The 22,750-nt window shown below is 47.4% G+C and carries 18 protein-coding genes; 13 read left to right on the forward strand and 5 right to left on the reverse strand.

Translation table 11 applies throughout. The features are described 5' to 3' along the window. Positions 1 to 11: 11 nt before the first annotated feature. The 5 genes from cdaA to ACYVD3_RS06110 all read left to right on the forward strand — a co-directional run bounded on the left by cdaA (position 12) and on the right by ACYVD3_RS06110 (position 5,632). A complete protein-coding gene (gene cdaA / locus ACYVD3_RS06090) occupies positions 12 to 884 on the forward strand; it encodes a diadenylate cyclase CdaA (protein ID WP_460641621.1) in 873 nt (290 codons plus the stop codon). Further along, complete coding sequence (locus ACYVD3_RS06095; protein ID WP_460641622.1) at positions 862 to 2,166, forward strand: CdaR family protein; 1,305 nt, start codon at positions 862 to 864, stop codon at positions 2,164 to 2,166. Before cdaA ends, ACYVD3_RS06095 begins: the two co-directional genes overlap by 23 nt. 58 nt (positions 2,167 to 2,224) lie before the next feature. Next, the gene (locus ACYVD3_RS06100; protein ID WP_460641623.1) at positions 2,225 to 2,488 is read left to right on the forward strand and encodes an HPr family phosphocarrier protein; all 264 of its coding nucleotides are present in this window, start codon (positions 2,225 to 2,227) and stop codon (positions 2,486 to 2,488) included. A 35-nt stretch (positions 2,489 to 2,523) separates the two neighbouring features. Then, on the forward strand, positions 2,524 to 4,239 hold the full coding sequence (gene ptsP / locus ACYVD3_RS06105) for a phosphoenolpyruvate--protein phosphotransferase (protein ID WP_460641624.1): 1,716 nt from the start codon (positions 2,524 to 2,526) through the stop codon (positions 4,237 to 4,239). 100 nt (positions 4,240 to 4,339) lie between these two features. After that, on the forward strand, positions 4,340 to 5,632 hold the full coding sequence (locus tag ACYVD3_RS06110) for an O-antigen polymerase (protein WP_460641625.1): 1,293 nt from the start codon (positions 4,340 to 4,342) through the stop codon (positions 5,630 to 5,632). Positions 5,633 to 5,943: 311 nt separating this feature from the next. Here ACYVD3_RS06110 and ACYVD3_RS06115 read toward each other — a convergent pair whose 3' ends face one another. Further along, positions 5,944 to 6,906, reverse strand: a complete 963-nt coding sequence (locus ACYVD3_RS06115; protein WP_460641626.1) for a DUF4349 domain-containing protein — start codon at positions 6,904 to 6,906, stop codon at positions 5,944 to 5,946. Positions 6,907 to 7,010: 104 nt separating this feature from the next. Next, entirely contained in the window at positions 7,011 to 7,862 is an 852-nt protein-coding gene (locus ACYVD3_RS06120; protein WP_460641627.1) for an AraC family transcriptional regulator, read from the reverse strand. 145 nt (positions 7,863 to 8,007) lie between these two features. On the opposite strand from ACYVD3_RS06120, the gene ACYVD3_RS06125 reads away from it, so the two are divergent. From ACYVD3_RS06125 to ACYVD3_RS06160, 8 genes are all read left to right on the forward strand, one after another. After that, positions 8,008 to 9,081 carry a D-alanine--D-alanine ligase family protein gene (locus ACYVD3_RS06125; protein ID WP_460641628.1) on the forward strand — a complete coding sequence of 358 codons (1,074 nt, stop codon included), beginning with the start codon at positions 8,008 to 8,010 and terminating at the stop codon, positions 9,079 to 9,081. Next, positions 9,078 to 9,938: a diaminopimelate epimerase gene (gene dapF, locus ACYVD3_RS06130; RefSeq protein WP_460641629.1), complete on the forward strand. Its 861-nt coding sequence runs from the start codon at positions 9,078 to 9,080 to the stop codon at positions 9,936 to 9,938. The genes ACYVD3_RS06125 and dapF overlap by 4 nt, the downstream gene beginning before the upstream one ends. Positions 9,939 to 10,168: 230 nt before the next feature. Then, complete coding sequence (locus ACYVD3_RS06135; RefSeq protein ID WP_460641630.1) at positions 10,169 to 14,035, forward strand: EAL domain-containing protein; 3,867 nt, start codon at positions 10,169 to 10,171, stop codon at positions 14,033 to 14,035. Positions 14,036 to 14,186: 151 nt separating this feature from the next. Next, the gene (locus ACYVD3_RS06140) at positions 14,187 to 15,392 is read left to right on the forward strand and encodes a pyridoxal phosphate-dependent aminotransferase (RefSeq protein WP_460641631.1); all 1,206 of its coding nucleotides are present in this window, start codon (positions 14,187 to 14,189) and stop codon (positions 15,390 to 15,392) included. After that, a complete protein-coding gene (gene hisC, locus ACYVD3_RS06145; protein ID WP_460641632.1) occupies positions 15,392 to 16,444 on the forward strand; it encodes a histidinol-phosphate transaminase in 1,053 nt (350 codons plus the stop codon). The genes ACYVD3_RS06140 and hisC overlap by 1 nt, the downstream gene beginning before the upstream one ends. A 58-nt stretch (positions 16,445 to 16,502) precedes the next feature. Beyond that, the gene (gene ytvI, locus ACYVD3_RS06150) at positions 16,503 to 17,630 is read left to right on the forward strand and encodes a sporulation integral membrane protein YtvI (RefSeq protein WP_460641633.1); all 1,128 of its coding nucleotides are present in this window, start codon (positions 16,503 to 16,505) and stop codon (positions 17,628 to 17,630) included. Between the two features lie 80 nt (positions 17,631 to 17,710). After that, positions 17,711 to 18,661 carry a glycoside hydrolase family 25 protein gene (locus ACYVD3_RS06155; RefSeq protein ID WP_460641951.1) on the forward strand — a complete coding sequence of 317 codons (951 nt, stop codon included), beginning with the start codon at positions 17,711 to 17,713 and terminating at the stop codon, positions 18,659 to 18,661. Between the two features lie 21 nt (positions 18,662 to 18,682). After that, positions 18,683 to 20,047, forward strand: a complete 1,365-nt coding sequence (locus ACYVD3_RS06160) for an MATE family efflux transporter (protein WP_460641634.1) — start codon at positions 18,683 to 18,685, stop codon at positions 20,045 to 20,047. 120 nt (positions 20,048 to 20,167) lie between these two features. On the opposite strand, the gene ACYVD3_RS06165 is transcribed toward ACYVD3_RS06160, so the two are convergent. The 3 genes from ACYVD3_RS06165 to ACYVD3_RS06175 are packed head-to-tail and all read right to left on the reverse strand — an operon-like array spanning position 20,168 to position 22,582. Beyond that, entirely contained in the window at positions 20,168 to 20,953 is a 786-nt protein-coding gene (locus ACYVD3_RS06165; protein ID WP_460641635.1) for an ABC transporter permease, read from the reverse strand. A 13-nt stretch (positions 20,954 to 20,966) separates the two neighbouring features. Beyond that, positions 20,967 to 21,770, reverse strand: coding sequence for an ABC transporter permease (locus ACYVD3_RS06170; protein WP_460641636.1), 804 nt, complete (start codon positions 21,768 to 21,770; stop codon positions 20,967 to 20,969). Between the two features lie 11 nt (positions 21,771 to 21,781). After that, a complete protein-coding gene (locus tag ACYVD3_RS06175; RefSeq protein ID WP_460641637.1) occupies positions 21,782 to 22,582 on the reverse strand; it encodes an ABC transporter ATP-binding protein in 801 nt (266 codons plus the stop codon). Between the last annotated feature and the right edge of the window lie 168 nt (positions 22,583 to 22,750).

The raw sequence follows: 22,750 nt of genomic DNA on the forward strand, positions 1-22,750 counted from the left end.
AGGTGGATGACATGGCAGATTTTTTAGATGGAATGTACTCCTGGGTATCGTTTCTGCCCAGAATATCGAAAACAAACCTGGTTGAAATCATTATTATAGCCGTTCTGCTGTATGAGCTGCTGACCTGGATCATGAATACAAGGGCATGGACTCTTTTAAAGGGAATCATTGTGATTCTTCTTTTCTATGTCTTTGCATATGTTTTCCGGCTGGATAATATTTTTTGGATTCTCAATAAAATTGCTGCGCCGGCAGTGACCATGGCGATTGTGATTTTCCAGCCTGAGCTTCGAAAAGCCCTGGAACAGCTTGGAAGCAAGAATCCCTTTACAGGGATCCTTACCTTTGATGACGGCAGGGATAATTCCAGTTTTACGGATAAGACCATCAATGAGCTGGTAAAGGCTACTTTTGAAATGGCAAAGGTAAAGACCGGAGCGCTCGTAGTAATTGAAAGAGGGGATTCCTTAAAAGAGATCGAGCGTACCGGGATCGAGGTAGGAGCAGTTGTCAGCAGCCAGCTTCTTATTAATATTTTTGAGCATAATACGCCGCTTCATGACGGAGCGGTGGTGATCCGTGGAAACCGTGTGGCAGCGGCTACCTGCTATCTGCCCCTGTCCGACAATATGACCATCAGCAAGGACCTGGGTACAAGACACAGGGCCGCAGTGGGGGTCAGTGAAGTCAGCGACAGCGTTACCATCGTGGTATCGGAGGAAACCGGGCGCGTGACCGTGGCCTTAGAGGGAGGCTTAAAGCGGATCACGGATGCGGATATGCTCCGGTCGGTTCTTGCAGGCGTAAAGCAGCAGGGAGAGGAAGGAAGCAGGTTCCGAATTTTGAAGGGAAGGCGTAAGAATGAAGGAAAAGCTGTTAAATAATCTTGGACTAAAGCTCTCGTCTCTGGTACTTGCTTTTGCAGTATGGATGGCTGTTGTCAACATTTCCAATCCCATCATTGACGATTCCCAACTGGTTGGGGTGGAAGTGCGCAATGAGGATGTGCTGGAAGCTGCCAATTTAACCTATGAAATCCTGGGAAAGGATGCAGTAACAGTCAGCTATCAGGTGAGAACAAGAGACCGTTCTCTGGTGAGTGCCTCGGACTTTCATGCTTATGTTGATTTAAAGGATTATAACGTGACGGGAGCGATTCCCATCACCGTTGAGATAAATAAGGATAAGGAAAATCTGGTGAAAAGCGACGCCATAACGGCAAAACCTATGGTGATCCGGATCATTACGGAAGAGCTTCAGCGCAAGAAGTTTGATCTTCAGGTCCGAACCACAGGAACTCCTGAGGAAGGGTATGCCCTGGGCATGGTAAGCCTGTCGCCGGATAATGTGACAGTGGAAGGCCCGGAATCCCAGATCGGCCAGATCAATCATATGGGAATAGAGATCAGTGTGGATAATGCCAATGGGGATTTGAATTCCGTGGCTTCTCCGATCTTTTACGATGCCAACGGCAACAAACTACCGGACATTGGAAATAAAGTAACTGTCAGCAGGCAGGAAATCGAATATAACGTATCCATGCTAAAGGCAAAGAACCTTATGGTCAACTTTGAGATTTCAGGGCAAGTGGCAAAGGGATACCGGTACACGGGAGTGGAATGCAGCGTCAAATCCGTGCCTGTGGTGGGCACCAAGTCCGTTCTGGCATCCTTATCCACCCTGTCCGTTGCTTCGGATAAGCTGAATATCGACGGTGCCACTTCTGATAAGGTGGTTCAGTTGGATTTAAGCCAGTATCTGCCGCCCAGCACCTCTGTGGCAGGAGAAGAATATAAGAATGTAACCGTGAAGCTGAAGGTAGAACCGCTGACGACCAGAGTATTCACTTTGAAACTGAAGGATCTGGACACGAAGGGAGCAGAGGCTGATTACGATTACAGTTTTGATAAGGAAACCTCTGATGTTACCATAAAGGGACTGAAGGAGGACTTAGATGCTCTGACAGAAGAGAATTTGAATGCGGTTCTTGATTTATCGGATCAGAAGGCCGGCCCCAATCCCGGTATGCTGACATTTGAGGTTTCAGGAGGATTTGAGGTAGTTGGTTATACGCCTTTCAATGTGACGGTTGCCCATAAGAACCCTGTACCCGCAACAGAGGAAAGTGCCACAGCCTCTACCACGGAAGAGTCTGAGTCCCAATGAAAAAGGTTTTCTTCCGGAAACGGGCAAATGATGAAAGAATAGAGGGAGGAAATTCAGTATGGTCAGTGAGAAAGTTGTTATAAAGAATCCTACCGGTCTGCACCTAAGGCCGGCAGGGATTCTTTGTAAGGAAGCCATGAACTTTAAGTCTACGGTGAGTTTTCGGTTTAAGAATACCACTGCCAATGCGAAAAGCGTGCTTAGCGTATTGGGTGCCTGTGTAAAAAGCGGGGATGAGATTACTTTTGTCTGTGAGGGAGCAGATGAAGAGGAAGCTCTGGCAACCATGGTCAAGGCTGTTGAAGAGGGCCTTGGCGAATAGATAAATTCTTCAATAATTAATAAGGAGGACAAATTATGTTTAAAGGTACAAGTGCGTCTGCGGGAATCGGCATCGGGAGAGCTGTCAGCGTGGAAGAGGCGGAACTTAAGATCAGGAGGGAAGCCATCACAGATCCGACGGCTGAAAAGATCCGCTTTCAGTCTGCGGTAAAGCAGGCCATGGAAGAAACCGATGCATTGGCAAAGGATCTGGCAACAAAAGTGGGAGAAAAGGAAGCGGAGATTTTAAATGGCCATTTATTGCTTCTTTCTGATCCGATGTTGACAAGTGAGATCGAGAATACGATCACCGGGGAGAATGTCAACAGCGAATATGCCATTGAAAATGTATGCAATACTTATGCCGATATGTTCGCTTCCATGGGGGACGAGCTGATGCAGCAGAGAGCCACGGACATGAGGGACATCAAGACACGGGTGCAGAAGATACTTATGGGGGTTAACTCAGTGGATATTTCCGCTCTTCCGGAAGGAACCGTGATCATTGCCAAAGACTTAACTCCATCCATGACAGCAGGGATCAATCCGAACAAGGTTGTCGGCATTGTCACAGAATTGGGAGGAAAGACTTCCCACAGCGCGATTCTGGCCAGAGCCTTGGAGATTCCTGCAGTGGTAGCAATTGAGGGATTTTTAAGCCACGTATCCGATGGGGATGATATTGTACTGGATGGCTCCCAGGGGCTTGTCCTGGTAAACCCGGAGGATTGGGTAAAGGCGGATTATGCCGCAAAGAGGGAAGCGTTTTTAAAGGAAAAGAAGGAACTGGAACAATATATCGGAAAGCCTACGGTGACAAAGGATGGAGTTTCCATTGAACTGGTAGCAAATATCGGAAAGCCTGAGGATGTGGAAAAGGTTCTCCAGTATGATGGGGAAGGAATCGGACTGTTCCGGACGGAATTTTTATTCATGGACCGTGGGTCAATGCCCACAGAGGACGAGCAGTTTGGAGCTTATCAGAAGGTTGCGGTTGCCATGAACGGCAAGCCGGTTATCATCCGCACTCTGGATATCGGCGGAGATAAGGAAATCCCGTACATGGGCCTTAAAAAAGATGAAAATCCGTTTTTGGGATACCGGGCCATCCGTTTCTGCCTGGACCGGAAAGAGGATGTATATAAGCCTCAGCTTAGGGCTCTTTTAAGAGCCAGCGCTTTCGGTAATATCCGCATCATGGTTCCCATGGTGACCTGCTTAGAGGAATACAGGGAAGCAAAAGCCCTTGTTGAAGAGCTTAAGAAGGAACTGGATGAAAAGGGATTGGCCTATAAAAAGGATATTCAGATTGGAATCATGGTGGAGACGGCTGCTGCTTCCCTTATGGCAGATGTATTTGCAAAGGAAGTTGATTTCTTCAGCATCGGAACCAATGATCTGACCCAGTATACCATGTCCGTTGACAGAGGAAACGATAAGGTATCCTACCTGTATTCCCCATTAAATCCGGCGGTTTTAAGAAGCATCCGCCATGTCATCGAATGCGGGCGCAGGGAAGGGATTATGGTCGGTATGTGCGGAGAAGCTGCCAGCGATCCCATGCTGATTCCTTTGCTTTTAGCATTTGGCTTAAATGAATTCAGCATGAGTGCATCGGCGATTTTAAATGCCAGAAAACTGATCACCGGCTATAGCACGGAAGAACTGCAGGCAGTGGCGGAAAAGGCTATGTCCTTTGCCACTGTAAAAGAAGTAGAAGATTACATGAAAGAGTTTATCAGCCGCACATAATGGACTCCCAGAGAGAGAATGCAGCTTGTCGCCGGGGCGGAGGCTGCATTTTTCCATAGACGGCTGCGTTTTTATTATTTGCCAAAGGGGATATGTTACGATGAGCGTTTATCTGATCAGCTATGGGGCATCTTATTTGTTTGCAAGAGCAGGATTTTACTGGCTGTCCGGTATTATTTTAATACTGGCAGCTCTTTTCCTGTACTGGCGGGATTACCGCAGAACCGAGAATATTATTCATTTAAGAGGCTTGTTTTCCCTGTTCTGGGTAGGAGGGGAAGGCATCGCCTGTTTGAAGCTTTCAGAGCTTTCCTTTGACTGGAATATTATTACATGGCTCTGTTTTCTGGTGGCGTTCTTGGGATTTTGGGTCACCTTTGAGTTTTTTGCAAAGCTCCAGGGAGAATCAGGGGGGCAGCGTTCCAGTTGGTTCAGCTTCAAGGGCTATGAAAGGCCTCTTTTTCTGTCCATGGCTTTTGTCACGTTTGTATCCCTTGCCGGCTTTATCATCGAGGCGGCAGTGCTGGGGTTCATTCCCTTCTTTGTGAAAGGAGTGCCCCATGCTTATTCTACGTTCCACATAACAGGAATTCACTATTTTACCGTATCATGCGTGCTGGTGCCTTCACTGTCGGTCCTTTATCTTTGTGTAGAACAGGGGAGAAACGGCTTAAGGCTGGTTCTGGCCGTGATCATGGACGTCATTGCATGCCTGATTCCTGTTTTGTGTGTGTCCCGCTTCCAGCTTATTCTGGCTGTGGGATTAGCCGTCCTCACCTATATTGCAATGGAGCACAGGCTGAAGCTGGCTTATGGGGTGGGACTGGCAATGGGAATGATCCCTATTTATGTGATCCTCACCGTTGCCAGAGGCCATGATGTTTCCTACCTAAACGGCATTTTCCAGATAAAAAACAGCCAGATGCCCATATTCATCACCCAGCCTTATATGTACATTGCAAACAACTACGATAATTTTAACTGCCTGGTGGAGTGGCTTCCCTCCCATACCTTTGGCCTTCGGATGCTCTTCCCCTTATGGGCTCTTACAGGGCTTAAGTTCCTGGTTCCGGCTCTTGTGGATTTCCCCATTTATGTGACGAAAGAGGAATTGACCACTGTCACCTTGTTTTATGATTCTTTTTATGATTTTGGCATCGTGGGTGTCCTGTTGTTTGGATGCATTCTCGGCGGGGCCGCGTTTTTCCTCATGCGGACGGTAAAGCGCATGCGCAATCCCATGGGTTATCTGTTCTACGCCCAGTTTGCCATGTACATGATCCTTTCCTTTTTTACCACCTGGTTCAGCAATCCGACTACCTGGTTCTATTTTGGGATGACGGGGATTTTGTTCGCCTTTTGTTCCTGGAAGAATAATGGAAGACATGGATAAGTTAAAAAAACAAAAGGATGCTTCATTCCTAATATAATAAGCAGCAGGCACAAGGAGTGACCCTTGAAGAATGCCTGCTGCTTGTTTTATATCCTCGTTAATGCTTGAGGATTGATAATAAAAGTTATATTTTACAAGAGATGACAGATCATTAATGATCAGATTAGTAATGGAAACCGTAAATGACCGGAAACCATATTAAATTATCAGAGAAAGATTTTATTGATATCTTATAAAATAAGGGGAATGAACAACGCAGAGCCGGGAAAGGCTCTGCGTTGCAGCATGTCTGGGATAATTTAGAAATCATTTCAGGAAGCAGTTTCGTCCGCTTTCTCTTTCTTGGGTTGTGGAGGAGAGGGGATTTTCTTCTTTCTGTTCTTTCGAAGGAAGAAAACAACGATTCCTGCAATAAGTACAATGGGAAACCAAAGTGGAATGGTGGTAATCATGCCGATCAATAAGTTCGTCATCGCGGTTATTAAAGTCTTAAAATTATTTGTAAATCCCTTATTGATGCGGGTAAGAGCTGAATCTGCAGATACAGGAGTAAATATGGCCACTTCCCTGATGTTCATATGCACTGTGCTGTAATCCACCTGATTGTCATAAAGTCTAAGCTGGGATTCCATGGACTCCAACTGGTAGCGTATCTCGGAAAGACGCTGCTGAAGGGTAATGACCGTATCAACGGATTCCGCTTTTTCAAGGAATTCCCACAGCTTTTCCTGCTCGATTTCCAGAGCTTTTTTTTTGCTTTCCAGATCACTGTACTGCAGGGTGACATCCTGGGTGGTTTCGGATTTATCCGTTACATTTCCGTTGGTTTCCACCGTGCTTACAAAGCTGTTCATCTGGCTTACGGGAATCCGGACGGTCATATTGGCAAACCGTGTGACCGGTTTTCCACTGCTGCTCATGCGGCTGCCTGACATGTCGGACTGCTCCACATATCCGCCAAGCTGGGTGATCTTTGCCTGCAGCTCCGATACCAGGGCTTCAAATTCATCCGTTTCCACGTTCATGGATATGGTCCGTATGAGCTTTCTTCCAGCCGGAAGTACCGGGCCGGCCCCTGCTTCGCCTTCAAGTGATGAGACGGCTTCTTTGTCTTCTGAATATTCCTGCTGGCTGTTTGCACTAACCAAGGCATTTGTCTCCGCCGGCATGGCTGCACCATAATCCCCTGCCATTGTCGTGGCCTTGCCAGAGCAGGCGCTTAAGCAGAGGATCGCCAAAAGTGACGGAATAAATCCCCATAATCTTTTTTTCATTAAACCCCTCCTTTTATCATCATATTTCCATGGACCATGTGATATCCTTAGAATAGCATGACGCCTGGTCCATTTCAACAAAAGCGGGGAAGCTTAAGAAAAACTTATACATTTTCCCAGTCTTTTACGGCTTCCGAAGGAGAAACGTGAAAATGTTTTTTATAGGCCCTGAAAAATGTGGAGTAGTTTTTAAAGCCGCTGCCAAAGCAGGCCTCGGTGACCGGTGTTCCGGCTTTTAAAAGATCCCTTGCCAAAGCAAGGCGTTTTTCCGTAATATAGTCAAAAAGAGTGTAGCCGGTTTCTCCTTTAAACAGATGCATCAGGTGATAACGGCTGATATAGCAGGCCTCTGCAATGGCGTCTACGGTTATCTCCTCCATTAAGTGGCTGTTTATGTAGTCCATAATGGTTAGAATGCGCCGGTCGCCGGTGGCCGGGGGCAGGTATTGTACCCGGTTGGCCAGGGAGGCCCTGTTTAACTGGATCATGAATTCCAGAAAGACCACCTGGCAGTATAAGTCCCTGGCATAGCCTTCATGGGTACAGGCGAATTCCAAGTTCACCAATGTGTGGTATAAGTCGCTTTTTTCCATGGAATGGATCCGAAGGACATGGGAATGAAGCTCTTTGGATTTCTGGAAACAGGTGCTTAGATCATAGCTGTCCGACCGGTAAGCCAGTAAAAAGCCTGGGGAAAGATAGACGATGATTCTTTCATAGGGCACCGAAGGGTCAATGTCAGGCTTGTGAATATCATTATGGCGGACCAGTAAGATGTCATAGGGCTTTAATTTATAGGAACAGCCTTCGATCCGGTAGGTGACGGCTCCACGGATAAAGATAATGATCTTGTCAAAATCATGATAGTGGTATTCGAAATCCTGTTTTTTCGTATCGGTCAGATGAAACAGCCGGAAATCGCTGTTTAAATATCCCCGTTTTTCGTAGTTGTCCATTTAAATCTTGTTCCTCCTATTTACTGCCTTATATAATACAACACAATCTGCAATAAAAAAAGCATTATATTGATAGAAATGATAAAAAGTGCTGTATATAATTGATTATATAAAACAAATGCGTATGGATAGAAGGAAGATGGCAATGAAAATCGTAGTGTTAGCGGGCGGCTTCAGCCCGGAAAGAGAAGTATCATTATCCTCAGGAGCCATGATCACAAACGCCCTGATCAAGAACGGGCATGAGGTTTACCTGCTGGATTCTTATTTGGGAGCGGCCGACGGAGAAGAGGTCCGTTTTAAAAGCCTTAAAGATGGCACGGACTTTTCCTGGGAAATCGGCAGAAGAGTCCCGGAACTTGACCGCCTGACCCAAGGGCGGAATGGAAAAGGATATATTGGAAACCGGGTCATTGAAATCTGCAGGCTGGCAGACGTGGTATTTATGGCATTGCACGGAGGCGCAGGAGAAAACGGACAAATACAGGCCGTTCTTGATGCCTATGGCATTTCCTATACGGGAACCGGTTATGAAGGCTGCTTAAAAGCCATGGATAAGCCCATGGCGAAACTGCTGATGAGGGATTCCGGCATTCCGACTCCGGATTGGCGTCTTTATACCAGAGGGGAGCCTATGGAGGAATTTTCCTTCCCCTGTGTGGTGAAACCCTGTGGCTGCGGATCTAGTGTGGGTGTTACCATGGTGGATGGGGAGGAGCAGTGGGAGCAGGCCCTTGATTCTGCTTTTTCCTATGAAGACCGGATACTGGCGGAAGTAAAAATTACCGGAAGGGAATTTTCTGTTGGGATCCTGGGAGAAAGGTCCCTTCCGGCCATCGAGATCATACCAAAGACAGGGTTTTATGATTATGAAAATAAGTACCAGGCAGGCATGACCCAGGAAATCTGCCCGGCCAGGCTGACAGAGAAAGAAGAAGAGGCCATGGGCCGGATGGCTTTAAAGGTTCACCGTGCCCTGGGACTTGGATATTATTCCAGGGTTGATTTCATCATGGAGGAAGATGGGAGCCTTTACTGCCTGGAAGCCAATACACTGCCTGGGATGACTCCTTTCAGCCTGCTTCCCCAGGAGGCTAAGGCTGCCGGAATCTTCTATCATGAATTATGTGAGGATATTGTAAAACACGGAAAACGCCCTGCGGGCATACCATTATGTCCAAAAAGCGTGGCAATAGAAAGGAAAGGAGTTTTATCATGAATATCACGTTGGAAAAATATCACGGGCTGGGAAATGATTATCTGATCTTTGACCCAAATAAAAATGAATTGGAGCTGACAGAGGAAAGCGTCCGCCTGATCTGCAACCGGAATTTTGGAGTGGGGTCTGACGGGCTTTTGGTAGGCCCTATTCTGGGGCAGGATAAGCTGGAGGTAAAGATTTTAAATCCTGATGGGAGCGAAGCGGAGTTAAGCGGCAACGGCGTCCGGATCTTTGGAAAATACTTAAAGGATGCCGGATATGTGCAGAAAAACCGTTTTATTATCAATACATTAAGCGGACAGCAGACCATCCAGTACTTAAATGAAGATGGGACCAAAATAAAGGTTTCCATGGGTAAACTGACCTTTTACAGCGATGAAATTCCTGTGACAGGGCCAAGGAGAGAGGTGCTTAACGAGACCATGATGTTTGGAAGCATCCCTTACCGGGTTACCTGTGTGTCCATTGGAAATCCTCACTGCGTCATCTGGTTAAATGATATATCAAAGGAACTGGCCTGCCGGATCGGGAAGCATTCGGAGACAGCCGATTATTTCCCGGGAAAGATCAATACAGAGCTTTTAAAGGTTATGGACAGGACCAACATTGAAATTGAGATTTACGAGCGGGGAGCCGGATATACCCTGGCATCGGGTACCAGCGGCTGTGCGGCTGCGGGCGCGGCATACCGCATGGGGCTTACGGATCCAAAGATGTATGTACACATGCCCGGTGGCGTGCTTGAGGTGGAAATAGAAACGGATGGCAGCGTGCTGATGACAGGGGAAGTAGGCTACGTAGGCCGGTTCATCCTTTCCCATGAGATGACAGAGCAGCTTCGGGCACTGGGATAATAGAATATAATAAAATGGCAATAAGGGCATGACAGTCAGCCGTTAAGTCAGAACAGGGAAAGACAGCCCTGTCTGAGAAAAACGGAGGATTGAAGTGCCTTTTGCTTTTTCCCTGTTTTCAGTTAAGAGCCTGGGTCTGAACTTGTTGACGGAAGCAGAGTTTTCATACTATAATATTACAATAATTTATATGGTGCGTAGATAGTGTAATGCAGGAGAGGCGGGAGTGTATGAATCGTATGTCGGATGAAAATGGAGAGGCCGGTATTTACATAGTTGACCAGGATTACAGAATCGTTTATCTGAATGATGCGGCTAAATCATATTATCCGGATTTGAAAGAGGGGATGTATTGTTACCAGGGGATGGGGAAAGGACTGGCGCCCTGTAAGGACTGTCCGGGCACAAGTCAGAAGTCTGAGCATGTGATATTTTATAATTCTGTTTTAGAACTTTGGCTGAATGTATCTTCCGGTGCCATCGACTGGCCAGGGCACAACGGGTGCAGGCTCATCATGTTCCGGCCCGTTGATGAGAAGAATAAGAATCTTTTTTATCATTTGACAGACAACACCGTTTATGATGAACTTTTTGAACTGAATATTGCTGCAAACACCTATAAGATCCTGTTTTACCAGAAGGATAAGTTCCGGATTCCCCAGGTGGAAGGACGGCTGGATTCCATGCGTATGGATGCGGCGGATCTCATGATCCACCCGGAAGACAAGGAGAGGTTTTTGAAATTCTGGGAGGAATCCACCCTGCTGGACCGGCTCCACGCCAACGGAAAGGTCATGAAGGGGGACTTCCGCAAGCTGATGGTAAACGGGAACTATTGCTGGGTCAGGGTGATCGCTGTATTGTTCCGGTGCGGGGATTGTGCGGACCCCATTATCATGTGTTATGTCCAGGATATTGACCGCAGGAAGAAAGTGGAAGAGGAAGAGCAGAAAAAGCTTCGGGAGAAGCGGGAAGAAACAGATTCCATGACAGGGCTCTTCCGCTACGGTCCTTTTTTTGAGAAGGCGGAACAGCTTTTGCAAGAATGGCTTGGCGGAAAGTATGTTATGGTGGCCATTGACATTGAGCATTTTAAGCTGTTTAACGAATGGTACGGGGAAGAGGAAGGGGACCGCTTCCTGATCAAGATCGGAAAGCATTTAAAATCTTTGGAGCTGCTGTATAATTCCATTGCAGGGTATATGGGAGGAGACGATTTTGTCATCATTCTGCCGGAAGACATTGCTATATTAAAAGGCCTGGAAAAGGAGATCAACAACTATGTCAGGCAGTATGGGGGAAATGCAGGATTCCTGCCGGCTTTCGGCATTTACCGGATAGAGGACGGCAGCCTTTCGGTCAGCATGATGTATGACAGGGCGGCAATCGCTCTGAATTCCGTAAAGGGCAATTATGCCAGGCGCATGGGCTGGTATGATCCGGGCATGAAACAGAAGATGGAAAAGGATCAGCTTCTTCTCTCGGAAATCCAGCGGGCCCTGGAAAAGAGAGAGTTTATTTTTTTCCTCCAGCCCCAGTGCAATATGCTCACCGGAAAGATCATCGGCCTGGAGTCCCTGGTCAGATGGCAGCACCCTCTTAAGGGGCTTATTTCTCCGGGAGAATTCATCCCCCTTTTGGAGCAGAATGGGTTTATCACCTATCTGGATATCTATATCTGGGAGATGGTATGCAGGCAGTTGAACACCTGGATCAAAGAAGGGAAAAGGCTGATCCCCATTTCCGTCAACATGTCCCGCATGGATATTTATGCCATTGATGTGGTGGAAAAATTCAAGGAGCTGGTGAACCGGTATGAAATTAACCCCGGATACCTGGAAATTGAGATCACGGAAAGCGCTTATGCGGAGGATGATGATAAGATCCGCAGGGTTCTGGAGGATCTGCGCAAGGCAGGGTTTCCTGTGTTCATGGATGACTTTGGCAGCGGCTATTCTTCCCTTAACATGCTTAAGGATGTGAACGTAGATGTTATTAAGATCGACACCAAATTCCTGGATATGAATGAAAACAGCCAGAGCCGGGGAATGGGGATATTAGAGACCATTGTAAGAATGGCAAGGGTCATGCAGATAAAGATCATTGCCGAAGGGGTGGAACGAAAGGAACAGGTGGATTTTTTAAGAAATGTCGGCTGCATTTACGGCCAGGGATATTATTATTACAAGCCGCTTCCGGTGAAGGAGGCGGAGCTTCTCCTGATGCAGGAGGGGAATGTGGATTATGGAGGCATCCAGGCCAGCCAGTGCGGGCAGTTAAAGCTGGAGGATCTGTTTAATGAGAATATCACCAGCGAGGCCATGCTGAATAACATGCTGGGGGCCATTGCCCTTTATGAGGTGCATGAGGACCGGTGCGAGGTTCTCCGGGTAAACCAGGAATATTACCGCATTACAGGGGATAGCCCGACGGATATGGAAGAACGCAGATGGTTTCTCTTAAACAGGGTCTATAAGGATGACATGGACTGGGTCCTGAACATTTTTGAAAGCGCATACAGCAATCCCCTCAGGGGAGGAGAGGGGATTTTCCGGCAATACCGTCCTGGGGGTGAGCTGATGTGGGTCCATCTGCGGGTATTCTTTTTACGGGAGCAGGATGAACGCCGTCTATATTATGGATCGGTAAGGGATGCCACAGAGCAGATGGAGCAGCGCCAGAAGCTGGAGGACTCCCAGAAGATCCTTGGAGATGTCTTAAGGCTTTCAGGAAGAAATCTTTCTTTTGAAAACTTTGCCCAGGAAAATGAATGGGCTGCAGGTGCCATATTTGCCCAGATCGCTCCCGGCGTGCTTCTTGGAGTTTATTGCGAAAAGGAACTGCCTTTGTATTTTGTCAACAATGAGCTGCTTCGTCTTCTGGAATATGATACTTACGAGATGTTTTCAAAGGCTGTAGGCGGAAAGATCGCCAATCTCATTCATCCGGAGGATTTAAGGCGGATACAGGAATCCATCTTCCATTTTATATCGCCGGGCATGGAGTATGCCTTCCGCCACCGCATGAAAAAAAAGGATGGAAGCTGGCTGTGGGTCATGACCAAAAGCCGTGTGGTCCAGGCAGAAGATGGAAGGCTGGCAGTTGTGAATGTTTGTATGGATATCAGTGATACTCTTTTGGCCCAGAAAAAGCTGCAGGATACCAATCAGGTCCTTCAGTTAAAAAATGACGAACTGGAATTTTTAGGCTCCGGAATGCCGGGAGGGTATTTCCGGTGCAAAAGATCGGAACAGATGGAGCTGCTTTATACCAGCCTCCGTTTCCTGGAAATCCTGGATTATTCAAAAGAGGAATTGGAAGAACAGTTTGGCAGCCAGTTTATGGCCATGATCCATCCGGAGGACCGTGAAAAGGTCTATGAGCTTACAAAAGCTTTAAAGCCGGAGGAAAACTTAAGAGGGGTGGAATTCCGGGTCCTCTCAAAAAGCGGTTATATCTGGATTTTGTGCCACTCCAAGCTGTCGGTAAAAGCAGATGGCAGCTTTTTGTACGGGGTAATGCTGCACATCGATGAAATCGTGGAGCTGCGCAGGCAGATCGAGTGCAGCAGGAAGATGTTAAATCAGATGGAGCGGATGACATTGGGAATGTCTGATTTCATGAAGGAGCTTCCTGACCGTGAGGCCGCCGCTTCTAAGATGGAGGCTTATCTGGCCCGCCGCCGCTTCCAGTCTTCGGCTCTGGTCCTCTTTGAGATTATAGGGGCAGAAGAGGAAGACTGCAATGGAGAGAAGCCGTTTTTTACCCCCTATATGGAAATCCTGAAACACTTTTTCAGGGAAGACGACATCATCTGCTTAAACAGTGTATATGAGGCAATGGTGCTGTGTAAAAATATCCGGAAAAGCGATATGGAAAATAAGCTGAAGCGGGTGGTCCGGGCTTTGACCCGGGAACTTACAGGAGGTGCGGAAAAGCCTCTGTATTGGCTCAACACCGCTTTTGTTATGATAGAGACACAGGATAAGGATTTTGCAGACTGCTGCGACAAGGCTAAATCGGAGCTTTCCCAGGCCGGGCAGCTTTCAAAAGAGAGAAGTTTGAAACTGGGAATAGACCGCTTCCGGGACTTGTGATATAATGAGCGCAAGAGCGCGCAGAGGAGTTTGCTCCTTGGCGCGAAGGTTGAATGTTGATCATGAACCGCAGGTTCATGATATAATCCTCATAAAATCATTACAGGATAAAAGATGCCATACAGGCAGAAAAAAGGAAAGGAATAAGATTATGATAGCAGACAAGATGAGACCCCTTGTAGAGAATAATTCCGCCATCCGTGCCATGTTTGAGGAAGGAAAGAAGATGGCTGCAATGTACGGCAGGGAGAATGTCTATGATTTCAGCCTTGGAAATCCCAATGTACCGGCTCCCCCGGAGGTGAACCAGGCCATTCTGGACATAATCAGGGAAGAGGAAACCACTTTTGTTCACGGATACATGAGCAACGCAGGATTTGAGGAGACAAGAGCTGCAGTTGCCCAGTCCGTAAACAGGCGGTTTGGGACTCATTTTCGTCTGGAAAATATTCTTATGACCGTTGGAGCAGCCAGCGGAATGAACGTCATATTAAAAACCGTATTGGATCCCGGTGATGAGGTTCTGGTGTTCGCACCGTATTTTATGGAATACGGCTCCTACGTCAGGAATTATGACGGCGTGCTAGTGGCGGTGCCTCCGGATAGGTCCAGCTTTCAGCCTGACCTTAAGGAGTTTGAGAAACGGATCACCCCTAAGACAAAGGCAGTGATCATCAATACTCCCAATAACCCTACGGGTGTGGTTTATTCTGCAGAAACTCTCCGTAAGATCGCAGCCATCCTTCTGGAAAAGGAAGAAGAGCTTGGCACCCAGATCCTGCTGATCTCTGATGAACCTTACCGGGAGCTGGCATATGACGGGGTGGAGGTTCCCTATGTTACTCCATTTTACCACAATACCGTCGTCTGCTATTCCTACAGTAAGTCCTTATCCCTTCCTGGGGAGCGGATCGGGTATCTGGTAATTCCCGATGAGGTGGAGGATTCCCAGAAGGTCATAGCTGCCGCTGCCATTGCAACCAGGGTGCTTGGCTGCGTCAATGCCCCTTCCCTCATGCAGCGGGTGATCGTGCGCTGCGTGGAGAGCCAAGTAAATCTGGAAGCCTATAACAGGAACAGGGAGCTTCTCTACAACAGCTTAAGGGAATATGGGTTTGACTGCATCAAGCCTGAGGGAGCTTTTTACTTATTCGTGAAGGCTCCGGTGGATGATAAGGAATTCTGCCAGGCCTGCAAAGAGCACCGGGTGCTTTTGGTGCCTGGAACCTCCTTTGCATGTCCGGGATATGTCAGGATCGCCTATTGTGTATCCTATGAGCAGATTGAACGTTCTCTGCCTGCATTCCGGAAGATAGCACAAGAGTATGGCCTTACAGGAAAAGGGGGGGAAGTGTAATGAGACCATGGGAAGCAAATATCCGCAGGGTGGCCCCTTATGTACCGGGGGAGCAGCCAAAGGGAGAGAAGTTAATAAAGCTGAATACCAATGAAAACCCATATCCGCCGGCTCCAGGTGTCAGACAGGCTTTGGATCAGATGGACTGCGACTGGTTCCGCAAATATCCGGACCCGGCTGCAACGGTCCTTATTAAAGCCCTTTCAAAGGCTTATGAAGTAGATGAGGACCGGATCTTTGTGGGAGTGGGTTCTGATGATGTGATCGCCGTGGCTTTTATGACCTTTTTTAATTCACATAAGCCCATCCTGTTTCCTGATGTGAGCTATTCCTTTTACAAGGTCTGGGCGGATTTATTCAGGATTCCATATGAAACTCCTGCTCTTGATGAGGATTTCCGTATCAGGAAGGAAGATTATTATAAGGAAAATGGGGGAATCATATTTCCAAACCCCAATGCACCCACCGGCCTTCTCATGCCTCTTTCTGAAGTAGAGGATATTATAGCCCATAATCAGGAGTCAGTGGTGATCGTGGATGAAGCATACATTGATTTCGGCGGGGAAAGCGCCATAAGGCTGACTGAAAAATATGAAAACCTTCTGGTAGTGCAGACCTTCAGCAAATCACGGTCCATGGCCGGAATGAGAATCGGCTGCGCTTACGGACATGAGTCGCTGATCCGCAGGTTAAATGATGTAAAGTATTCCTTTAATTCCTACACCATGAATATCCCTTCCCTGGTTTTGGGAGAAAAAGTCCTTGAGGATGACAGATATTTTAAGGAAACACTTGAAAAGATCATGTGCACAAGGGAGACGGCCAAGAAACGGCTTAAGGAACTGGGATTTTCTTTTCCGGATTCCATGGCAAATTTTATCTTCGCCTCTCACAAGGAACGCAGTGCAGAGGAGATCTACATGGCTCTCCGGGAAAAGAACATCTTTGTCAGGTACTTTAAGCAGCCGAGGATTGACAATTACCTGCGCATTACCATAGGCACGGATGAGGAGATGGAAGCGCTGTACGGTTTTTTAAAAGAATATCTTTAGAATTTATTCGTTTGTCAGGAAGGCTTTTTGGGAGTATCATATTAAGAAGGTGATTAAAATGGAGCAAGTTAAAAAGTATTGCAGAGTGATTCTCAATATTGTTATACCGATTTTATTTTTATACTTAATATGTGTGTGGGGGCCAAGGCTTTTGAGTTTCTTCCTCCCCTTTGTCATTGGCTGGATCATTTCAGTCATTGCCAATCCCTTGGTCCGCTTTCTGGAAAAACGGCTGAAGATTGTGAGAAAGCACAGCTCTGTGCTGATTGTGGTGGCAGTGCTGGCCCTTATTATAACAGCGCTCTATTTCCTGATTTCCATGCTGATATCCGAAGCAGCGGGATTTGCAAGAGATATTCCCAAGTATTATGAATCCGCCTGGCTGGAGATCCAGAAGCTGCTTTTGCAGGTAGAGGGGCTTTTACAGTTTTTGCCTGACAACATTCAGGTGTCCGTGAACCAGTTTTTTACTCATATAGGCGAATATTTAAATGTGATGGTCCAGAAGATCGCCTCTCCTACGGTGACGGTGGCAGGAAATATGGTAAAGAGCATTCCGGCTGCCCTGGTTTACACCATTGTGACGATTTTTTCCTCCTACCTGTTTATTGTGGACAGGGATAAGATCATGGAAGTGATTCGCCCCTATATCCCTGATGGGGGAACCAAGTATTTCCTGTATTTAAAAAAGGACGCAAAGCGTCTGGTGGGCGGCTATTTTCTTGCCCAGTTTAAAATCATGTTCATCATTGCAGCGGTACTGGCAGTAGGATTTCTGGTATTGGGAGTGAATTATGCACTGCTTCTTGCAGTGATCATATCCATTCTTGATTTTCTGCCGATTTTGGGAACCGGCACGATTCTGATTCCATGGGCGGTGGTCCGTCTTGTTGCAGGTGAGTATGCCTTTGGCTTCGGCCTGGTGGTCATCTATGTTCTGACTCTGGTGTTAAGGCAGGTCATCCAGCCTAAGATCGTAGGCGACACCATGGGGCTGGACCCTCTTATGACACTGCTGTTTTTGTATTTGGGATTTAAAATAAGCGGGATCGCCGGCATGATCATAGCGGTACCTGTTGGCATGCTGTTTTTAAATCTATATGAGTTCGGAGCCTTTGATTCATTTATTGGCAGTGTAAAGACATTGATCCATGACATCAAAGCCTTTCGCAAGGGGCCGGATTAAATTTAGATTGATCATTGAGAAGGAAACACTCTGCGGGTATACTTATATGCCTGGAATGCATCGGCAGGAAAGAGGAAATGATGAAAAAGAATACAAAACTGAAAGTGGCCTTATGCCTTGTGGCCGGCCTTATGAGTTTAAATGCAACGGCAGCGCCTGCCAACGGATTTTCTGCGGAGGCCTGGAAAATGGAAAACGGACAATATGTGGATGCCTCCGGACTCCCTATTGCAGGCGCGCTGGCAAAGGGGATTACTGTAACAAAGTACCAGAACCGCCAGAGTGAGTCAAAGGGAGGGATCGACTGGAAGAAGGTGGCTCAGGATGGAGTATCCTTTGCCATGGTGCGCATCGGTTATCTCAATGACAGAGATCCCTATTATTCTATAAACATGGAGGGGGCAGCGGCAAACGGGCTTAAGACCGGAGTGTTTTTTTATACCCAGGCCCTGGATACCCAGACCGCAGTAGAGGAAGCCAGATATGTGCTCCGGATGGTAAAGGATTACCAGGTTTCCTATCCAATTGCTTATGATGTGGAATCCCAGCACCTTCTTGACAATAATCTGTCAAAACAGCAGATTACGGATAATATCAATGCATTCTGCAAGACTATTTCCGATGCAGGATACCGGCCCATCGTATATGCCAATAACCAATGGCTGACCAATCACATTGATATGGACCAGATCCCATATGATGTGTGGTATGCCAGATACGGAACCGTCAACAATTATAAGAACCGTACTATCTGGCAATGCACGGATCAGGGAAAAGTGGAAGGAATCAGCGGAGATGTGACCATTGAACTTTCCTTTGCGGATTACGGCGCTCTCATCCCTTCTGAGGGCTGGAAGACCATTGACGGAAATAAATATTATACAAAGAATTATATAAAGCAGACCGGCTGGGTACAGGTGGGAGACATCTGGTATTATCTGGATTCCAATGGCATCATGATTCATGATACCACCATGGCTATTGACGGAGTTTCCTATACCTTTGGTTCTGACGGGGCCATGGTCCAGTGACCGGATTAACGGAGTTTTGACGTGAAGACAGAAAATAATTTAGATACGGATCATATCAGGGGCTTGGTGTGGAGGCTGGCTATTCCCTCCATGCTGGCCCAGTTTGTTAGTGTTTTTTACAGCATTGTAGACCGGATGTACATAGGAAACATCGCCGGAACCGGTGAGATTTCTTTGGCAGGAGTAGGAATCTGCGGTCCCATTATTACCATGATCTCTTCTGTGGCTTTTTTAGTGGGCGTAGGCGGTTCCCCCCTGATGAGCATCCGCATGGGAGAGAAAAACCAACGGGCTGCCAGCCAGATACTGGCAAACTGCTTTTTTCTTTTAACGGTTTTATCGGTGCTGATCACCATTTTTTCTTTTATGGCAAAGGAAAAGCTGTTGATGTGGTTTGGAGCCAGCGAAGCCACCTTTTCATATGCCAATGACTACATTACCATATGCCTCCTGGGCACAGTTTTTGCACTTTTGTCTACGGGAATGAATCAGTTCATCATCTGTCAGGGATTTGCAAAGACCGGAATGAAGTCGGTTCTTCTGGGGGCAGTGTGCAATATTGTGCTGGACCCGGTGTTCATGTTTGTCTTTGGCTTGGAAGTGCGGGGAGCCGCAATCGCTACGGTGCTGTCCCAAATGGCTTCCTGCATTTATGTACTCCGGTTCCTGTTTGGAGACAAGCCGCCCATCCGGATCACCTTTGGCAATTATGACTGGCAGGTCATGAAGCGGGTACTGATGCTGGGCCTAAGCCCCTTTTTGATTATTGCATTTGATAATGTTCTGATCATATCCTTAAACATGATGATTCAGCGCTATGGCGGAGAGAACCAGGGAGACATGCTCCTTACCTGCATGACCATTGTACAGAGCTTTATGCTCATGGTTACCATGCCTCTTGGAGGAATCACCGGAGGAACCCAGACCATACTGGGTTATAATTTTGGAGCAGGAAGGCCTGACCGGATTAAAAAGGCAAGCATTCATATTTCATGCCTGGCCCTTGGGTTTACCACCATCATGTTTATTCTGGCTCATACGGTTCCCGGGTATTTTGTCCGCATTTTTACCAAGAATGAGGCTTACGTGGAACTGACGGTTTGGGCCATTAAGATTTATACCATGGGCATCATACCTCTTGCGCTGCAGTATGCAGTGGTGGATGGGTTTGTGGGGATGGGAGTTGCAAAGGTAGCTATTTCCCTTTCCATGTTCCGGAAGGTGATATTTTTAGGCGGCGCCGCCCTTATTCCCGTCTGGTTTGGGATCGATAAAATATTTTACACGGAGCCGGTCTCGGATTTCATCAGTGTTATGGTGTCGGTGACCGTGACGTTGCTGGTACTTGACCGGGTCTTGAAAAAAAGAGAGGCAAAAAGCTGTTGACATATGGAAGGGAGCAAATGATCCTGTGGTTTAGCCCGGATCGTTGTGCCTTTTAGAAAGACCGGGGAGCAGGGGGAATTTAAGGATTCCCTATCTGCTCCCCGGTCTTTTTGTTATGACTTAAGAACCAGCCGACTGATAACGGGACAGTCCGAAGTTCCATAAAAATCCTGCCGGGACCAAAAAGAAGCAGGCGGCCAGAGGAAGAAGGCTGTACCATGAATGTGAGGTCCTGCCTGTAAGATATAAAAAGGGATAATACTGAAACAGGGCAAAGGGGACCAGGTAGGTACAGACGGTCAAAAGAGTCTTCCCATAGATGCCTATGGGATATTTCCCATATTCTCTGGCCCCGTCAGTGAATATGTTCATAAATTCCAGTCCCTCCAGGGTAAAAAAGCATATGGAGGCAAAAATTAAGTAAATGGCTGCAAATACCGCCACACCGCCTATGACCATGAGTACAACGGTAAGGACCCGGACAGGGGTCCAGACGATGGTGCTGGAGTGCAGGCCGTAGGCGAACATGATCGCAGCCTGGAAAAGCCGGCCTATCCTGGTCAGTTCTATTTTGCTGCACAGGACCAGAAACAGGCTGTCCCTCGGCTTTAAAAGGATGCGGTCAAATTCTCCGTTTCCGATGATGGTCTCAAAGGTGTCCAGGCTTCGGAAGACCGTCTCTGCTATGGTAAAAGCCATGAGGGTAATGGAAAAACAAAGGAGAACCTCCCCGTAGGAAAAGCCCTTTACCTCTTTGAAACGGTCCATCATAAAGAGGACTCCAAGAAATACGTTAAAGGATATGAGAAACTGTCCAATGGTGGTTAAAAAGAAGGAGGTTTTATGCTGCATCATGCTTTTTAAATGCATGAGCAGGTATTTTTCATATAACCGGATTGATTTCATGGGATGCCTCCTTTCAACCGCCCTGGATCACAACGCGTTTTAACGCATTGCGTTCCAGGGCCCGTCCGATGATGAGGAACACTGCCAGCCAGAACACCTGTCCCAGAAGGCTTACATACATGTCATGTCCTTTTAAGTCCCCGCCAAAGATCCGGAAGGGGACATTCTGAGCCGATGCAAAGGGTAGAAAATTCACCACCTGACGGATCCCATCCGGCAGGAAGGGAAGAGGGATGACCGCACCGCTTAAAAACTCGGAAAGGGAGGTGACGATCAGTTTGATCCCCTGAGAGGAAATGGTATAAAAAGCGGACATGTATACGGTCATGCCAAAGGCAATCACAAAAAGAAGTCCCAGGGTCATGGATAAAAGAGTAAAAAACCATATACAAAAGTTTCCGGGAAGTACAAGGCCGTAGGGGGCAGGCAGCAGCCAGGCAAGGAGCAGAATGGGCATACACCGCAGGACTGTTTTGGAAAGGCGGGTGGCCAGTCCTCTGGTAAACCACATATCATAAAGACGGACAGGGCGGCACAGTTCATAGGCCACATTTCCTGTGGTAATGGAATCAAAAAGCTCAGATTCCCAGAACCAGGTCATGTAAAGGGCCAGAAAGGCCTGCTGAAGCCACACATAGGTGGAAAGTGCCTGAAATTCCATGGGAAAGCTTTCAGGCGCAGCCTCATAAAAGGCCCGGAATAAAAGAATCTCCATGGCCCCCCATACGAACTGGGTGACCATTCCGGAAAGGGCTGCCGCACGGTATTGAAGCCCCCGGATAAAACGGATGCGAAAGAAAGACCAGTATTTTTTCATGGTTTTTCCTCCTATATCCGGTAATCCCGGTAAAGGGCGGCAATGATCTCATCCAGTGTGGCATCTTCCCTGGGACGGTGGGATTTTAAATCAGAAAGGGCGCCGTCTAAAAGCAGCCGTCCTTTTCCGATTAAAAGAACCCTGTCTGCCAGGGCGTCAATGTCCTGCATATCATGGGTGGTAAGAAGGACTGTGGTTTTGTGCTTCTGATTCTGCTTTCGGATAAAGTCCCGGACCGCCAGCTTGGAAACTGCGTCCAGACCAATGGTGGGTTCATCCAAAAACAGGATCTTTGGTCTGTGGAGAAGAGAAGCAGCGATCTCGCAGCGCATTCTCTGGCCTAGGGATAAGTGCCTGGCAGGAGTGCGCAAAAGCTCCCCTAAGGACAAAAGTTCCGTCAGCTCGTCTAAAGTTTTCTGGTATTGGTTTGTGGGGATTTCGTAGATGTCGCGGAGTAGTTCAAAGGAATCCAGGATGGGGACATCCCACCAAAGCTGGCTGCGCTGGCCGAAGACAACGCCAATGTCCTTTACATGTGCCTTTCGTTCCTTCCATGGGACCCGGCCATTGATCCGGCAGGTGCCGTTATCCGGTGTAAGGATTCCGCTTAGAATCTTGATGGTGGAGCTTTTCCCTGCGCCGTTGGGGCCGATATAGCCTACCATTTCTCCGTCTCCTATGGTAAAGGAGATGTCGTAAAGGGCGTGGATGGTTTCCACCTCTCTGTGAAAAAGGGCCTTGACTGCTTCTGAAAAGCCGGCACTTCTCCTTGCGACCTTAAAGGTCTTGTTCATGTGTTCCACTTGAATCATAAAAGTTCCTCCTGGTAGTAATATTTGTGAACCTGTTTCTTCCGGCAGCGGGCAGTTTTTTTCAATGAAAAAAACCTGTCATAACCGGTCAGATGGTCCTAATATCTTGCCAAGCGGTGAGCGCCGCCAGATAAACCAATGGAAGCGCTGCTCTCCGGAATAAGAAAT

The organism is Lacrimispora brassicae, from assembly GCF_054772055.1.

Coding starts and splice junctions, on each gene's coding strand:
- ACYVD3_RS06125 (WP_460641628.1), top strand. CDS start 8,008: ATGAAAATCGTAGTGTTAGCGGGCGGCTTCAGCCCGGAAAGAGAAGTA.
- ACYVD3_RS06135 (WP_460641630.1), top strand. CDS start 10,169: ATGAATCGTATGTCGGATGAAAATGGAGAGGCCGGTATTTACATAGTT.
- ACYVD3_RS06120 (WP_460641627.1), bottom strand. CDS start 7,862: ATGGACAACTACGAAAAACGGGGATATTTAAACAGCGATTTCCGGCTG.
- ACYVD3_RS06115 (WP_460641626.1), bottom strand. CDS start 6,906: ATGAAAAAAAGATTATGGGGATTTATTCCGTCACTTTTGGCGATCCTC.
- hisC (WP_460641632.1), top strand. CDS start 15,392: ATGAGACCATGGGAAGCAAATATCCGCAGGGTGGCCCCTTATGTACCG.
- ACYVD3_RS06100 (WP_460641623.1), top strand. CDS start 2,225: ATGGTCAGTGAGAAAGTTGTTATAAAGAATCCTACCGGTCTGCACCTA.
- ACYVD3_RS06165 (WP_460641635.1), bottom strand. CDS start 20,953: ATGAAATCAATCCGGTTATATGAAAAATACCTGCTCATGCATTTAAAA.
- cdaA (WP_460641621.1), top strand. CDS start 12: ATGGCAGATTTTTTAGATGGAATGTACTCCTGGGTATCGTTTCTGCCC.
- ACYVD3_RS06110 (WP_460641625.1), top strand. CDS start 4,340: ATGAGCGTTTATCTGATCAGCTATGGGGCATCTTATTTGTTTGCAAGA.
- ytvI (WP_460641633.1), top strand. CDS start 16,503: ATGGAGCAAGTTAAAAAGTATTGCAGAGTGATTCTCAATATTGTTATA.
- ACYVD3_RS06175 (WP_460641637.1), bottom strand. CDS start 22,582: ATGATTCAAGTGGAACACATGAACAAGACCTTTAAGGTCGCAAGGAGA.
- ACYVD3_RS06155 (WP_460641951.1), top strand. CDS start 17,711: ATGAAAAAGAATACAAAACTGAAAGTGGCCTTATGCCTTGTGGCCGGC.
- ACYVD3_RS06095 (WP_460641622.1), top strand. CDS start 862: ATGAAGGAAAAGCTGTTAAATAATCTTGGACTAAAGCTCTCGTCTCTG.
- ptsP (WP_460641624.1), top strand. CDS start 2,524: ATGTTTAAAGGTACAAGTGCGTCTGCGGGAATCGGCATCGGGAGAGCT.
- dapF (WP_460641629.1), top strand. CDS start 9,078: ATGAATATCACGTTGGAAAAATATCACGGGCTGGGAAATGATTATCTG.
- ACYVD3_RS06170 (WP_460641636.1), bottom strand. CDS start 21,770: ATGAAAAAATACTGGTCTTTCTTTCGCATCCGTTTTATCCGGGGGCTT.
- ACYVD3_RS06140 (WP_460641631.1), top strand. CDS start 14,187: ATGATAGCAGACAAGATGAGACCCCTTGTAGAGAATAATTCCGCCATC.